Below are 15,028 nucleotides of genomic sequence, written 5' to 3'. Positions count from 1 at the left end.
ATCCCTATTTTGCTTATTCCTTAATTTGAGATTAACTATGAGCTTTATTGATCGTTCAATTAATAAAATTTCCCAAAAAACTCATCAATTAGTTCATCGCTCAACCGATCGGCATGTTCGTTTAGCCGTGACCGGTTTATCAGGGGCGGGTAAAACCGCCTTTATAACAGGGCTGGTTAATCAAATGCTCCATGCGGGGCTGCAATCAGAAAAAAGCCAAACTCAAAACCCATTGCCTTTGTGGCAAGTGTGCCGTGAAAATCGTTTGATAGGCATTAAACGCGCCATGCAACCTGATTTAGCCATTGCCAGTTTTGACTATAAAGGAGCGATGACATCATTAACCCAGTCGCCTGCAACTTGGCCTGCATCAACCCGTAATATCTCTGAGTTAAGGCTAGCGATTAAATATCGTCCTCAAAAGGGCATATTGGCAAAACTTGCTGATACTGCCACCTTGTATGTGGATATTGTTGATTACCCAGGTGAGTGGTTATTGGATTTACCAATGATGAAGCAAAACTTCATCCAGTGGTGTGAGTCACAAATTGACGTTAAGCACCGATTAGCTGCCTCAAGCTATTATCCGCAGTTTGTTAGTGTATTAGCTAACATCAATTTATCAGAAACTGCTGATGAGCATAAGTTAAAGCAGATTGCAGACTTGTACCAAACATTACTGGTCGACTTGGTTAACAACCAAGGCTTTTATCTTGCACAGCCTGGTCGAATGCTATTACCTGGAGAGTTTGCCGATACCCCTTTATTGGCCTTTTTCCCACTCATAAATCTCAGTAATGATGAATTAGCCAATTTAGAAAACGCTGCTGACTCTAGCTATTACCAAGTGCTAAAGCGTCGCTATGAAGAGTATGTTTCAGTGGTGGTTAAGCCGTTTTATCGGGATTATTTTGCTAGTTTTGATCGTCAATTGGTGCTGGTGGATTGCTTTAATGGCCTAAACAGCGGTAAAGCACAATTTGAGGATATGGGTAATGCACTCAATAGTATTGTCGAAAGCTTTCATTTTGGACAATCGAGTTTATTAAGGCGTTTGTTCTCACCTAAAATTGATAAGTTACTGTTTGCCGCCAGTAAGGTTGACAGGGTTACTCGTGATCAACAGAGCCATGTATTAAGTTTATTGACCGATATGCTAAAACACAGTCAGCACTTTGCTAACTATGAAGGCTGCGAAGTCGAAACGATGGCCATTAGCGCCATCAAAGCCACACAGCATGGCATGGTATCAACAACCAGTGGCGAGCAAGAAGTGGTCAGAGGCATAGATAAAAATCAGCAAATGCTCACCATATTTCCAGGCGAAGTGCCTCAGCGGTTACCCCAAGATAGCTTTTGGGACAAGCAAGGCTTTAATTTCGTGTCTTTTAACCCGCCTCGATTACCACAATCATCGATGTCCGACCCTCGTTTTGAGCATATTCGCTTAGATCATCTTTTACAGTTTTTGCTGGGGGATAAGTTGCAATAATATGAGTAACAATAATAGCAAGAGAACAGAGTTTGAAGACGCTCAACTTAAGCAGCAGCAAGTGTTTGATACTGAAACGCTTGATTCGGGTAAGGATCAAGACGTTAAAGGGTCACAATCATTTACCGATGTCGAGTTTATTTGTGAAACTAATTTAGCAAAACTCCCTGAAACCATCGATGAACTCGAGTCCATCGATAAGCTCGGCGCTAAGCCTAAAAAAATCTCAATGCTTGCCAAGTTATCATTGTTAGCTTTGATACTGGTGGTTATCGTTCAAACCATACAAGGGCTGCAAACAGCCTACCTGCAAAGCCCGTGGCTATTTGGTTTTTACGTGACAGTGGCGGGGATCATCATGGCGTGGGCTGGGGCAATAACCCTGTCAGAGTGGAAAAAACTGATAAAGCTTAAACATGTGGCCGATACCCAAGCCACAGGCGAGCGTTTAGCGTTAAGTATGCAGCGCGGTGAAGCCAGTAAGTTCATCAGCCCCTTATTGCAAAAATACCCAGATACCGAAGGTAAAAAGCAATACTTAGCCATTAATAGCGTTGAACATAATGACGCTGAAATGGTGATGCTATTTGATGAATTAGTTTTGTCTGAACGCGATGAAAAAGCCAAAAAAATTGTAAGTCGCTTTGCGGCGGAGTCGGCACTACTGTTAGCGGCGAGTCCTTTAGCAGTATTAGATATGGCGATTATTTTATGGCGTAATCAGCGCATGGTTAATGTTATTGCAGATGTATATGGCATTGAATTAGGCTATTGGAGCCGGATTAAACTGATAAAAAGTATCGTACTAAATATTGTTTATGCTGGCACCACTGAAGTGGTAACAGATTTAGGCACCCAGTTATTATCGGTTGAAATGACCGGAAAGTTATCAGCACGTTTAGCCCAAGGTTTAGGCGGAGGTTTATTAACTGCGCGACTTGGTTATCAAGCCATGAGCTTATGTCGGCCGCTAAGTTTTAAAGCGCAAAATCGCCCTAAATTGAGCCAAGTGCATCAGCAGTTGTTAGGCGAACTAAAAAGCTTTTCTGCGAGTGTAATGAAAACAAATAAAAATAAGCAAAAACAAACAGTAGAAAAATAATCTTACTTATTTTTTGCAAAAAATAAATTGTTTACTACAGTTTTATGTTAGCGATAAATGCCCTGTTTTTAATAGATCATTTTCTTGTTGAATAGGGTGTAACGCTGACAAATACCGACCATGGATAGGGAAGTTGGTCGGGTTATTAAATAGGACTTTAAGGAGTTAACAATGAAACATCCATTACTCATGGGCGTCATGCTCACCTGCGCGATATCAGCAGCAAGTATCAGTTTGGCTGTCGCCAAAGACACCACTAAACCAGCAGCACTCACTTCAGCTGAAATGTCTAAAACCACAGCCGTGAAAAGTAGCAATACAAAGATGGCTAAGGTGAATATTAATAAAGCGACAGCAGAGCAGTTACAAGCCCTCAATGGTGTTGGTGAAGCCAAGGCAAAAGCCATTGTGGAATATCGAAATAAATATGGTAAGTTCAAAAATGTCCAGCAATTAACCCAAGTTGCCGGTATAGGTGAAAAGCTGGTTGAGAAAAATGCTAAAGCGATAAGTTTGTAATTTATCAATTGACGACTTGGTATTAAAAAAGGGAGCTTTCGCTCCCTTTTTCAGTTTACAGATTCAATGGATGGTTACTGAGCGGTAAGTTGCTGACCGTTGACTTCAAAAGAATCTTCACCCATTAAATATAAGTAGGTTGGCATGATATCTTGTGCGGTTTTTAATGTTTGTGGATCTTCACCTGGGTAAGCTTTTGCGCGCATTTCAGTGCGGGTTGCACCAGGGTTAATACTATTTACACGCAGGCTAGTGCCTTCACATTCATGGGCAAGTACTTGCATCATGCCCTCAGTCGCAAATTTAGAGAACGCATAAGGTCCCCAATAAGCTCGTCCTTGACGACCAACACCGCTAGAAGTGAAGATAATAGATGCTGATGGTGCGCTGCGCATTATCGGTAATAAGGCTTTAGTTAAGATTACTTGGGCGGTGACGTTCACTTTCATTACATCTTCAAATGATTCAAGGTCGATATGTTCAAACGGCCCTAATGCGCCAAGTAAACTGGCATTATGCAGTAATCCATCTAAATGACCGAATTGCTCAGCGATAGTTTCGGCCATATCTTGATAGTTTTGCTCTGTGGCACCTTTTAAATCTAATGGCACAATAGCAGGTTTGGGATAACCAGCTTGTACTATTTCATCATAAACCGTTTCAAGTTTTTTAACTGTTTTACCTAGCAAAATAACGGTCGCGCCGTGTTTTGCGTAGTTTATCGCCGCAGTGCGACCAATACCTGCGCCAGCGCCGGTAACCAGGATTGTTTTATTTTTTAGTAAATCTTTTTTAGCTTGGTATTCCAACATGATTCAATTTTTCCTTGGACTGTAAAAGCATGTCAAATCTCGTTTCGAACAAAAGGTAAACGAACGTTTTAAACAATTGACTTATATTTGTTAGTGAATAGTATGTTTCTTTGTAACAAATTTGTGGCTAACTCTATAATTTTACGTTAACTTGAGATGAGTTAAGGGCAAAAATATGTCCTTATGGTCATGCGTTTACGCTATTGTGACCAATTTTTGGGGAAATTAAAATTATTACAACAAGATTTGGGGAAAAAAGATGAAAAGACTCATATTGGGTGTTGCTATTGCATCTGCTCTTGGGCTTAGCGGCTGTAGTGAAGATAGTTCTAACGAAGCAAAAGATAATGTAGAAACGCTAATTCCATTCTCTCAAGTGGTATTTGACCCTGCTGCAGGTGATGTGCCATTACCAAATGACCTTTTATTTAACGGAACACTTGATGGAACGCTAGCTATACCAGGTGAAGACGGTATTGATTATGTTGATCCATCGCTTGCTTTGGGGGCATTAGATGGCTGGTCAACTTCATCACCAATTTCGCTTAGTGTTGATTTAGCAACAGACTCTGATGGTGCAATGCTCACCCTTGATGAAGCCTCTGTTTCTCAACCTGGTGCAGTAAGATTATTTGAAGCCACTGTTGGCGGCGCTTTATCATCTGATCCTGAATGTAGCGATGCGCCCTCTGTATCAGCATGTAAAGTGGGTGATGAACTGCAATTTGGTGTTGATTTTGTGGCATTAGCTTCAGGTAATAAAATTGCAATCGTGCCTTTAAAACCGCTTAAAGCTAATCAATCTTATATTTACGCTACCACCACATTAGTTCAAGACTCTGCAGGCCGCGCCGTTGAACCATCGAGCACATATAATTTATTAAAACTAGATATCGACACTAAGCCTCTTGAAACACCTGACCAATTATTCCTTCAAGGTTTAGTTAATAGTTATGAAAAGGGCTTAGCAGCAGAGCATGGTGTTGATGCTGAAACTATTTCATATTCTGGTTTGTTTACCACCCAATCGGTTGCAGATGTATATGAAACCAGCAAATTATTGATGGCATCAAGCGATCCGTATAAACCTTCTTTTGTTCAACCGCCAATGCCTATGGATAATGGGTTTGGTGGCACGGTGACCGTTGCCCAAGCTGCGGGTTTAACTCCGGCAGATGGACTTGCCTATGTGGTTTCTGACATCGCTGAAATCTATACCGCTGTAGTACGTTTACCATTTTATGGTGATTGTTCATCTGCAAGTTGTGTTATTCCAATTGTAGATGGTGCGCCTACGGCGCCAAATGGTCGCTGGTTCGCACAAGGCGATAGCCCTGTATCGGTTTTATTAGCGCTTCAGGCTGGAACCATGAGCCAAGCTAACTTTGGCCAACAAGCTGTTGCACAAGGTGTTGACCCAGCGGCTGCATTGCAAAATCCAGCATTAATGGCTGGTAAAACGTGGAAATTGGATGATGGCACTGATGCCGATACCACAAAGCATTTAACCAAGTTTAATCCAATTCCAAAAATCATGGGTTATGAAGATGTCACGGTTCAAATTACTCTGCCAAATGCCGCTAAACTTGCCGCCTTTAGCGCACAAGCAGGGCTACCATTTGTAGCTCCAACTAACGGCTGGCCAACAACAATGGCATTGCATGGTTTAGGTGGCACTAAGCAAATGGCCTTAGCTTATGCGGGCACATACGCAGCAGCTGGTATTGCGACGATTGCCATTGATATGCCACTGCATGGCGATCGCTCGTATGATGCTGATGGCGATGGCATCTACGATATTTCAGCCACTAGTGATTTATTTGGCCCACAATATGCGAAAGGTAATCCGTTAGTGTTTGTCAACGTTGCCAGTACATTAACGGTGCGTGATAATTTCCGCCAAGCAACCATGGATCATTTAGGTCTACGTTTGTTATTAACGGGTATGTATTCGCAAATAGCGCAGACACCAGGTGCTACTCAAGTATTTGATATCAGCAAAATCAGTGCTCAAGGTTTAAGTTTAGGTGGCATTGTAGGTTCTACTTTTTCAACTTATGCATCTACTGGTTTAGTTAATCCTGCTGACGGTAGCGCATTACCAAATGCTTATGCTATTAATGCCGCATCTTTAGTTGCTCCTTCTGGTGGTTTAGCTGGTTCATTTGCTGGTTCTGCAACATTTGGGCCTGTACTATTTCAAACTGTGACAGCAACAGATGATTTCATGGCATTAGTTAAAGAAGCTAATGAGGGTGAGTTTGAACCTGGAACACCTGAGTACGCAGCGTTAGTACAAGCTGTATATGCTGAGTTTATTCCAACATTTGCCTTTGCAGTGCAAACGGCGGTTGATTCTGCCGACCCGATTAATCATGGGTCAATGTTAGCTGATACACAACTACCGGTTCATTTAATTGAAGTTGTAGGTGATGGTGCGGGTAACTTATCTGACCGAGTATTACCTAATCAGGTTGAAGGCTTCCCATTATCAGGAACAGAGCCGTTAATTGCAGCGATGGGCTTAGATTGTGTAAGTTCAACCAATGCAGGTTCTGGTGCGGTTCGCTTTAGTAAAGGTCATCACAGCTCTATTGTTAGCCCTGCTGAAATTGATGGCGTAACTGATGGTATGGCCGCTGCAGCGACAGTTGAAATGCAATCTCAAGTAGCGGCATTTGCTAAGTCAGCAGGCTTAGGTGCAGCAACGATTTTGGTTGATAACGACGAAGTGCTTCAAGCATGTGAGTAATAGAGATTAATAATTTAATCTTTTGATTAAAAACCCAGCATTTGCTGGGTTTTTATTGTCTACCGGGTTTAACTTCCTGCTAAGATAACGGCAATTAACTTTTCCCATTTGGAGTGTATTTTGGAGTTTTTATCCGAGTACGGCATGTTTCTAGCGAAAGCCGTCACTATTGTCGTTGCAATTCTTGCCGTTGTTATTGTGGTTTTAGCAAGCAGTATTAAACATAAAACTGAAAAGGGTGAGTTAAAGCTTACTGATGTTACTGATGAGCTAAAGGAACTTGAGAAAGAATTAAAGCAAGAGCTGCTGTCTAAAAAGCAATTTAAAGCTTATGAGAAAAAACTAAAAGCTGATGAAAAAGCGGCTGATAAAGAAGATGCTCCCACTTCAAAAGTATTTGTTATCGATTTTAAAGGCAGTATTGATGCAGGTGAAGTCGCCTCATTAAGAGAAGAAATTACTGCGGTATTAACCGTTGCTGATGAAAACGATCAAGTGTTAGTGAATGTTGAAAGCGGCGGCGGAATGGTGCACGGCTATGGTTTAGCCTCTAGCCAGTTAGACCGCTTGAAGCAAGCCAATATCCCACTGACTATCTGTATTGATAAAGTGGCAGCCAGTGGCGGTTATATGATGGCCTGTGTTGCGAACAAAATTGTTGCCGCGCCATTTGCGATTGTGGGTTCAATTGGTGTTGTTGCCCAATTACCAAACTTTAGCCGTTTACTTAAAAAACACGATATTGATTACGAGCAGCATACCGCTGGTGACTTTAAGCGGACTTTAACCGTGTTTGGTGAAAATACTGATGAAGGTCGTGAAAAGTTCCAACAAGAGTTGGAAGAAACCCATGTGTTATTTAAACAGTTTGTCAGTAAGTACCGTCCAGATATGGATATTGCAAAAGTCGCAACCGGCGAGCATTGGTACGGTCAACAAGCGATTGAATTAGGCTTAGTTGATGCTATTTCTACCAGTGATGATGTGGTGCTTGAGTTAGCCAAAAAACACCAAGTCATTAAAATTAAATATCAAATGAAAAAGAAACTGGCTGATAAAATTGCCCATGGCGCTTCTTTATCGGTTGATAGTGTATTAAACCGTTTGATGGAGCGTGATAACGCTGTTAAATAAGCCATTTAGAATAGGGTATCGATGCAAAGAGAATTAGGCTACAAGGCAAATATGATGGTAGGGGATCAATGTTACCCTGCCTTTGAACTACGGAATTTGCTTAACTTTATTGAACTGCATCTTGGCGACGTTGTCGCTACTGATATCTATTTAAAAATTGGCTTAGGGCCGCAAGAACTCAACGCCATGCAGTTTGTTTATGTATGGCAGGTTGAGTATGCCATGGAAGTGTTAAGAACGACCTCGCCAGATCCTGAAATTGGCGCTCGATTGGGCGCCAGTTATCAAATTGCCAGTCTTGATGTGTTACTGCCTTTCTTTGATAAATTTACCACCTTAAATCAATGCCTACTGTTTGTGATCAAAAACCCTGATTTAGCGGGTAGCTTTGCTGATACTGTTATTCGTTTTGATGAGACTAGATTATGGGTAAGGTGGCTCAATACCGGAAAAGCTAACGCCCAAAAGTTTGCTTTTCAATTTCAGCACAGTGTTTGTGCGTTATTAGGCGCAGCAAGGCAGTTAGTGGCTTCAACTGTGGTTATTGATGAAATTCATATGGCAGAGCCTCAATGTAACACTGAGTTTTTAAGTGCAGAAACCGGCGCTAAAATTGTGTTTGATTGTGATTTCTATGAGTGGGGTATTGATATTGCTATACTCAATACACCGCTAAGTTATCAATTTGACCACCTTGCCTTAGCCGCTTCGGTGCCAGATGGCGTGTCATTTATTGAGCCGCTGCTGACAGATATTCGCCTATGCATGCCTAAGCCACCCAAGCTTGAACAATTGGCAGAAAAACACCATATGAGCGCCCGAAGTTTACGCCGAAAACTATCGGCTGCGGGAACCAGTTATCAAAAGCTGGTGGATCAAGTGCGCTGCCAAGCAGCGATAAATTTAATTTTAGCAAATGAGTTGAGTGCAGAAGACATATCTGAAGTGCTCGGTTATGGCGATGTTAGCCATTTCAGACAAAGCTTTAAGCATTGGCTTGGCTATCCACCCGGTCACTTCTTAAAGCTTAATCTTGTCAGTTAACAGTCTTTAGTTTTCCTATTTCATTGCTTAATCATTCATTATTTAACGGTGCACTCTGCTACAGCTAATTTAACTGCACGTTGCAATGGTGATAGCCATGTCATCAATCCAGCGTTTAATTAAATCAGCGCCTTCAATGTGGGTCATTTCTCGGCCAATGGGCGGCATTCTATCTTTAGGGCTTAACAGTGTTTGTCGATAATGCACAATAGAGCGCTCGCCATTGCCAGGAACAATGTCATAAGCAAGCCCATTAGGGCCGCCATCCCAACCTGGTGGCTGCTTACAAACGCCATACTCAAATGAAGTATGATCAATATGATACTCAAGTCTGAGGCCTGAAATGCTGGCAAAGCCCTCTGCGCTATGACAATGGGCGCAATTCACATCGAGGTAGCCTTTAGCGCGGCTGGTTAATTCTGCTGTTTCATCATTAATGGCAAAAGATTGTGCAACGCTGTTAAGCGCGGGTAAGTTTATTAACTGGCCTTGCTGTGCCCACTGAGTCAGTTGATTAATGGGGGTGTTGTTACTGTCTGTTATTTGGCGGTTTAATAAATGGGCTTTAAGTCCAATAGGCTTTATGTTGCTGCTTCCTTGCTCATTAACTTGATGGCAAATTTTACATTCAGCTTTGCTGGGAATGTGATAATCAAAACTAATCGATTCGCCCTGATTATTCATGGTGTGGGCCACATTCGCGCCAGCGATAACAAGTTTAGCTTGGCCTTGAAGCCATTGGTAGGCTAATGCTGTCCAGCCCGTTTCTCGATGGATTAATAGCCGTGTTTCGATTAATTTCTCATTATCTGCGCCACTATTTTGGGTATCAAAAGGTAACGCAAAGCTTTTAACTAATACACTACCAACGGGTAATTCGAATTGGCTTTGGGCTTGAAAGCTGATTGCTTGATCATCAGGTAAAAAAATGAACCGATATTTACTGGCGTAATTGGAAAATAACTCAGTAGATAGTTGGTAAAGCATACCAGGACTTCGTGGTGATTCAGTTGGTTTGCTTGGGTCGATAAACAAGCTGTAATCCGCTAGATTGTCACAATCTGCGCTCATTAATGCGGGCCAATTCACTTCGCTATTGTTTTGTAAACATAGCTCATCTGGCGCTGTCTCGGGATCCTCTGGCACTGATACAGGTGGCGTTGGCGTATCAAGGATATTGTTATCGTTATTATTCTCTTTTGAGTCAGATCCGCCGCAGGCTATTAGCGACAAACATAAACTAATAACAAGTATTTGATGGGCTTTAAAAACAAACATTGATGACATCCTTGTATGAATAGAATGTACGATGAAAAAGCCGAGTTTCCCCGGCTTATTTGGTTTGATATAACCCGTGTTTACATTACATGGGTTAAAGCTTACTTAGGAGCATGATGCTGCAGGTAATCGCTTAATCCACTCGTTGATGAGTGCAACACCTTCATCATGGGACAAGCTACGGCCAATTTCAGGCATACGATCGCCAGGTTCATTGGTTTCCATACGGAAATGTAAGATTGACTCTTCAGGATTACCCGGAACCACATCAAAACCTAAGCTGCCGCCGCCATAAGCAACAGGTGACTTACAAGTACCATGAGAAAATCCTGCATCTTCATCATAACTGCGCCAGTACTCAAGCTTTAAGCCTGTGTTAGAGGCATTACCTTCAGGTCGATGACAATGGGCACAGTTAATATCTAAGTAGCCTTTAGCAGCGGCCATAAGCTCAGTATCCGACATAGAATCAATATTTGCTTCATCGCCACCTTGGAATTTTGGCACCATAGGGACAGTGTCTAATTCTGGCACGCCTTGTAAAATACCTGCCGCTTGCCATTTCGCGAGTTGATTCATTGCTCCATCAGCATATGGGTAAGTTTTATTAAGGTGACGAGCTTTAGGTCCAATGGGCATAAATACCGCATTACTGTCTTCATCGGCTTTAAATTGATGACATTGCTTACATTGATTCATGCTGGGTACGACGTAATCAAATGCCAATTCAGCGCCTTTGTGAGTAATGGTTTTTCCTTGAATCGCGCCCGCTTTAGCAATAACAGCATCGGATTTATCGGCTTTCCAAACATAAGGCAGCGCTGTCCAGCCAGTGTCACGATGGATCAGTAATCGTGTTTCAATTAAATCCTCGTTTGCAAATCCACGATTATTAGTGTTTGTTGGTAAAGAGAAGGTTTTACTGATCACTGTGCCTACAGGGAAGTCGAATGATTCATTTTCGCTGTAGTCGGCGATAGTGCCATCAGGTAAATACACAAAGCGATATTTACTGGCATGATCGGTAAATAATGGCGTATTAAGATCATAAGGTAAGCCACCCGAGTTTGGCCCATCGGTTGGATTAGCCATATCTGCAAATAGATTATAATCAGACAGGTTAGGGCAGTTAGCTTTTAGTAGTGCATCCCAGCTGACATTATCACCACTGGCTTCACATAAGGCTAAATCACCATCGCCTTCAAGGCCGCCTTCACCTTCACCAATAGAGCCACCGCCACCGATTAAAGTGCCGCCATCACAACCTGCGGTATCATCATCAACACCACAGCCAAATATCTCATCACCAAAGGTAACGGTATGAACAGGTAGGCTCACTTGGGCGCAGTTCATTAAGTCCATTTGCGTTTTTTCATAAAGCACATCGGCAATACTGGCATCGGTATTATTATTGGCATATAAACGGCCAATACTTACCTCACCATTATTTTGCGCACACACGTTATCACTGCCATCGGCTGCAAAAGGTAACTCCTGTAAACCTAAATAGGCCGCGGTGCCGTTGTTAGAGAACATCTCACCTAAACCATCATATAAAATCCCCGGTAATGCGCCGTGGGTTAATACATAAGCGGTGATGATATCTTTAATTAAATAGCCTTTTGGCTTAGTGCCATAATCGCTGATCACGTTGTCATGAATTGAGATATTACGCGGTGTTGGACGCCAGCCATCATCAATAGCTTGGCCTGGTTGACCATAATTACCCACAAAAGTACTGATATCGGGCTCAGCAATAAAGAAGCTCGAAATAGTTAAGCCAACCGTGTCGTGGTTTGTAATTTCATTATTAAAAATTTCTACATCGTCAGTGGATAACACAATCACCCCAGTTCCGGGTGGCACAATATGTACCCCTGCTGGGTTTGATGATGCGTTAGCAAAGTTCAAGGTATTATTATCGTAAACCTTGTTATTAAAAATACGTACGCTTGAACCATATCTATGGTTATTAATCGGTAAATCGAAGACTAAAATACCGCCGGTATTACCCATGGCCTCGTTATCGTAAACGTCGGCATATTTAGAGTTTTCAATTTCAATGCCGGCGACGTTTTCTTTAGCGATATTGCGGCGCACTACAATATATTGGGATTGGCCAACGTAAATACCGGCATCAGCACTACCGCGAACATAGGTATCTTCAATAAGAATGTTTTCACACTCTACAGGATACAAACCATAAGCACCGTTGCCTTCATCAAGTTCGCCTTCCCAAATGGTTGCCAACCTTCTTAAAATAATGCCATTGGTATTTTTGAGTTTAATACCGTTATTTTTGGCTTCGTTAACGGATAAGTCTTGAATAATAATGTTCATGGCATTTTGAACAAAAATACCATCACCCGAATTGGCCTCAGAAAAATCCAACACGGTTTCATCTTGGCCGTAACCCATAATGGTAATATTTTTGGCAAAACTGCCGTCGCCGTCTACATCACCATCAAACAGTAAGGTTGATTCTATTTTGAAGTTACCTTTGGGTAATACGATAACGTCATTACTTTGGGCGTTGATTAATGCTTCTTGAATACTGATAGTGAGGTTATCACCCGCTTCGACCATGATGGCACCTTCAGGGAAGGTGGGACCGGTTTCTGCTGGTGGTTGAACAACGGGTGGGATTTCGGTGATCTGTGAATCGTTATCATCTGAGCCGCAGCCCGCTAAACTGATTGTGACAGCTGTTGCTACAAGTGTAGGTACCAGCCAAGGCTTTGTCTTGTTGAACATAGCATCTCCTGCTTTTTATTATTTATGTCCTACTCCAGCGTTATACGCCCAAAGGAGTGGATACGATTTATTCGTATGTTGTTCAACATGCCTTGGAGGACACTTGTTAATCAATGTGAAATCTGGCCACATTTATTTAACAAGTTTTTTTGATGTATCTTGCACAAGGAAGGATGATAAAAAAGGAGCAATAAAAAACGGCAGCTAGGCTGCCGTTTATGGGGAGAATAGAGTTAATTATGCTTTATAGCTAAGGTGTTGATGGAAGCCTACAGTTAAATCGATGTGCTCTTTATCAAAGTCGATGTCACTGATAAATTTACGCATCGCATCTTCAACTTGGTTCATAAAGCGGCCATAACCACCATCAGCAATATCACTATCACCCGCAACAATGACAAAGCGTATTGCTTCAGTAATGACATTTCCATCCCAATGACAGATAGGCTCAGCATCTGTGGCACTAGGGTCAAAACCGATCATTTGAAATTCAGCGGTACTTTGTAAATCTTCAAACTTACTATTACGTACTAAAGGTACTTTACCATTAGCAACCACGGCTAATTTATTCAGTTGTTTTGAGCGAGCAGCGTCAATAAATTTTTGGCAAACCTTTTGGTAACTATCGCTAAAATCATTGCGGTTTTCTGCAAGTAGCTGATTTTTAATTCGGCGACCAACAGGCATAGTGATCTGAACGTAAGAAAGTGCACTGACATCTTCTGGTAATGGGCAGTCACGATGCTGGTAGCGGCTATTAAGCGCTCTTAGCTTATAACCGTAGGTTTCTTTATGACCTTTATTTTTGGCAAATAGATCATAAGAAATATGCTGGTGATCGCGTATTTTGGTTGCCAGCTTCTGAGTGGGTAACTGTGGCATTAATGCCTCAGTAAACTCACGAATACGAGCATGAAAGTTTGCTGCTTTGCTGCGAATTTCATCACCCGTTGCTAAAAAGACCACTTTAAGTTTTTTAGCGCGATAATCAGGAATCATGTGTAAACGGTTTGCTTCATGATGCACCGGGTTATAGAAAAATCGTAACTGCTCTTGGGTTGAAAAACAGTAAACCTCATTATGAAAACGCACAACAGGGAGTTTATCTGTCGCAACAACATGGACATTATAAAGTTCAAATTTATCCGCGGTTTGAAAAACCAGCTTAGAAAACTCTTGGTAGCAGTTTTCTAACGTTTCATAATGAGCGATAAACTCATCGGTAAGTGGGAAACCAACGGTAATATATTGATTTTTTCTGGTCGTAGTAGGTAGGTAAACTTTCTTTTGCCGACTGATAGCCATGAGATTTCCTTGTAGTCATAAACAAAATACCAAACCTTATTGCTCAAAAACTGTCATTAAGGATTAGTATTTTAGAACGTTTGAACAAAGTTATTTGTGTATCATTCTAAATCCTAAACCTTAAAATAAAATTACTATTTTAGGCTTTTGTTCTCATTTTTGACTAAATGTTTTAACCTCTGTTACTTTTTTACTGCATCGATGATCCATGGACTCATCCATTGCGTAATTTTAGGCTGGGCATCCTCATTAGGGTGAATGCCATCTCGTTGCATTAAGTCAGGGTTAGGAGCGATTTCCTGCATAAAAAATGGGATCAGTTCAATATCATAATCACTGGCCAATTGATGATAAACATCATTAAACATTTTAGTATATCGAGGACCATAATTTGGCGGCACCATGATTTCAGTAAGTAACACATCGGCGCCACTTTGTTGAGATAACTCAATCATTTTTGTAAGATTTGATTTCAGCTGTTTTGGGGGGAACCCACGTAGACCATCATTACCACCAAGCTCAATAACAACAAGGTCAACAGGGCTCGAAGCCAGTAGATCTGGTAGTCTACGTAATCCGCCAGCTGTGGTTTCACCGCTGACAGAGCCATTAATAATTTGGTATTCGGGCAGGTCATTACGTAACAATTGTACCCAACCTTGCTCTTCCGACATGCCATAACCTGCACTTAGACTATCGCCAAGGATTAAAACCGTGGCAGCATAGCTAGGTGTCAATGTTAACAACGCGGATGTGACCAGTGTTGAAAACGACACTGCAGATACCACAACTAAGATGAAAGCCGCATTAAGCAGGCGTTTCGCCGGTAATAATAA

General features: G+C 41.7%; 11 protein-coding genes. 6 read left to right on the top strand and 5 right to left on the bottom strand.

Annotated features, from left to right (window positions below; genetic code table 11):
* Positions 1–37: 37 nt before the first annotated feature.
* The 3 genes from Q4546_RS03090 (at position 38) to Q4546_RS03080 (ending at position 3,113) form a co-directional block, all read left to right on the top strand.
* Positions 38–1,492 (top strand): YcjX family protein, encoded by a 1,455-nt coding sequence (locus tag Q4546_RS03090; protein WP_102440533.1) that lies wholly within the window; start codon positions 38–40, stop codon positions 1,490–1,492.
* A 1-nt stretch (position 1,493) separates the two neighbouring features.
* The gene (locus tag Q4546_RS03085) at positions 1,494–2,594 is read left to right on the top strand and encodes a TIGR01620 family protein (protein ID WP_303445659.1); all 1,101 of its coding nucleotides are present in this window, start codon (positions 1,494–1,496) and stop codon (positions 2,592–2,594) included.
* A gap of 171 nt (positions 2,595–2,765) precedes the next feature.
* Entirely contained in the window at positions 2,766–3,113 is a 348-nt protein-coding gene (locus Q4546_RS03080; RefSeq protein ID WP_303445658.1) for a helix-hairpin-helix domain-containing protein, read from the top strand.
* 74 nt (positions 3,114–3,187) lie between these two features.
* On the opposite strand, the gene Q4546_RS03075 is transcribed toward Q4546_RS03080, so the two are convergent.
* The gene (locus Q4546_RS03075; RefSeq protein ID WP_303445657.1) at positions 3,188–3,925 is read right to left on the bottom strand and encodes a YciK family oxidoreductase; all 738 of its coding nucleotides are present in this window, start codon (positions 3,923–3,925) and stop codon (positions 3,188–3,190) included.
* Between the two features lie 259 nt (positions 3,926–4,184).
* Here Q4546_RS03075 and Q4546_RS03070 point away from each other — a divergent pair, with 259 nt between their 5' ends.
* The 3 genes from Q4546_RS03070 (at position 4,185) to Q4546_RS03060 (ending at position 8,855) form a co-directional block, all read left to right on the top strand.
* Positions 4,185–6,677 (top strand): VolA/Pla-1 family phospholipase, encoded by a 2,493-nt coding sequence (locus Q4546_RS03070; RefSeq protein ID WP_303445656.1) that lies wholly within the window; start codon positions 4,185–4,187, stop codon positions 6,675–6,677.
* 120 nt (positions 6,678–6,797) lie between these two features.
* Positions 6,798–7,811 carry a protease SohB gene (gene sohB, locus Q4546_RS03065; protein WP_198590876.1) on the top strand — a complete coding sequence of 338 codons (1,014 nt, stop codon included), beginning with the start codon at positions 6,798–6,800 and terminating at the stop codon, positions 7,809–7,811.
* A gap of 21 nt (positions 7,812–7,832) precedes the next feature.
* Positions 7,833–8,855: a helix-turn-helix transcriptional regulator gene (locus Q4546_RS03060; RefSeq protein ID WP_102476343.1), complete on the top strand. Its 1,023-nt coding sequence runs from the start codon at positions 7,833–7,835 to the stop codon at positions 8,853–8,855.
* Positions 8,856–8,924: 69 nt separating this feature from the next.
* Here Q4546_RS03060 and Q4546_RS03055 read toward each other — a convergent pair whose 3' ends face one another.
* The 4 genes from Q4546_RS03055 to Q4546_RS03040 all read right to left on the bottom strand — a co-directional run bounded on the left by Q4546_RS03055 (position 8,925) and on the right by Q4546_RS03040 (position 14,953).
* Positions 8,925–10,133, bottom strand: a complete 1,209-nt coding sequence (locus tag Q4546_RS03055) for an SO2930 family diheme c-type cytochrome (RefSeq protein WP_303445655.1) — start codon at positions 10,131–10,133, stop codon at positions 8,925–8,927.
* A gap of 105 nt (positions 10,134–10,238) precedes the next feature.
* On the bottom strand, positions 10,239–12,887 hold the full coding sequence (locus tag Q4546_RS03050; protein WP_303445654.1) for a parallel beta-helix domain-containing protein: 2,649 nt from the start codon (positions 12,885–12,887) through the stop codon (positions 10,239–10,241).
* Positions 12,888–13,124: 237 nt separating this feature from the next.
* Positions 13,125–14,192: a DUF3083 family protein gene (locus tag Q4546_RS03045; protein ID WP_102440541.1), complete on the bottom strand. Its 1,068-nt coding sequence runs from the start codon at positions 14,190–14,192 to the stop codon at positions 13,125–13,127.
* 182 nt (positions 14,193–14,374) lie between these two features.
* Entirely contained in the window at positions 14,375–14,953 is a 579-nt protein-coding gene (locus Q4546_RS03040; protein WP_303445706.1) for an arylesterase, read from the bottom strand.
* Positions 14,954–15,028 lie beyond the last annotated feature (75 nt).

Origin of the sequence: Shewanella sp. 4_MG-2023 (assembly GCF_030548015.1) — a bacterium.
Classification (GTDB): Bacteria; Pseudomonadota; Gammaproteobacteria; order Enterobacterales; family Shewanellaceae; genus Shewanella.
The sequence above is the reverse complement of the archived record's forward strand: the minus strand, read 5'-3'. Positions and strand labels throughout refer to the sequence as shown.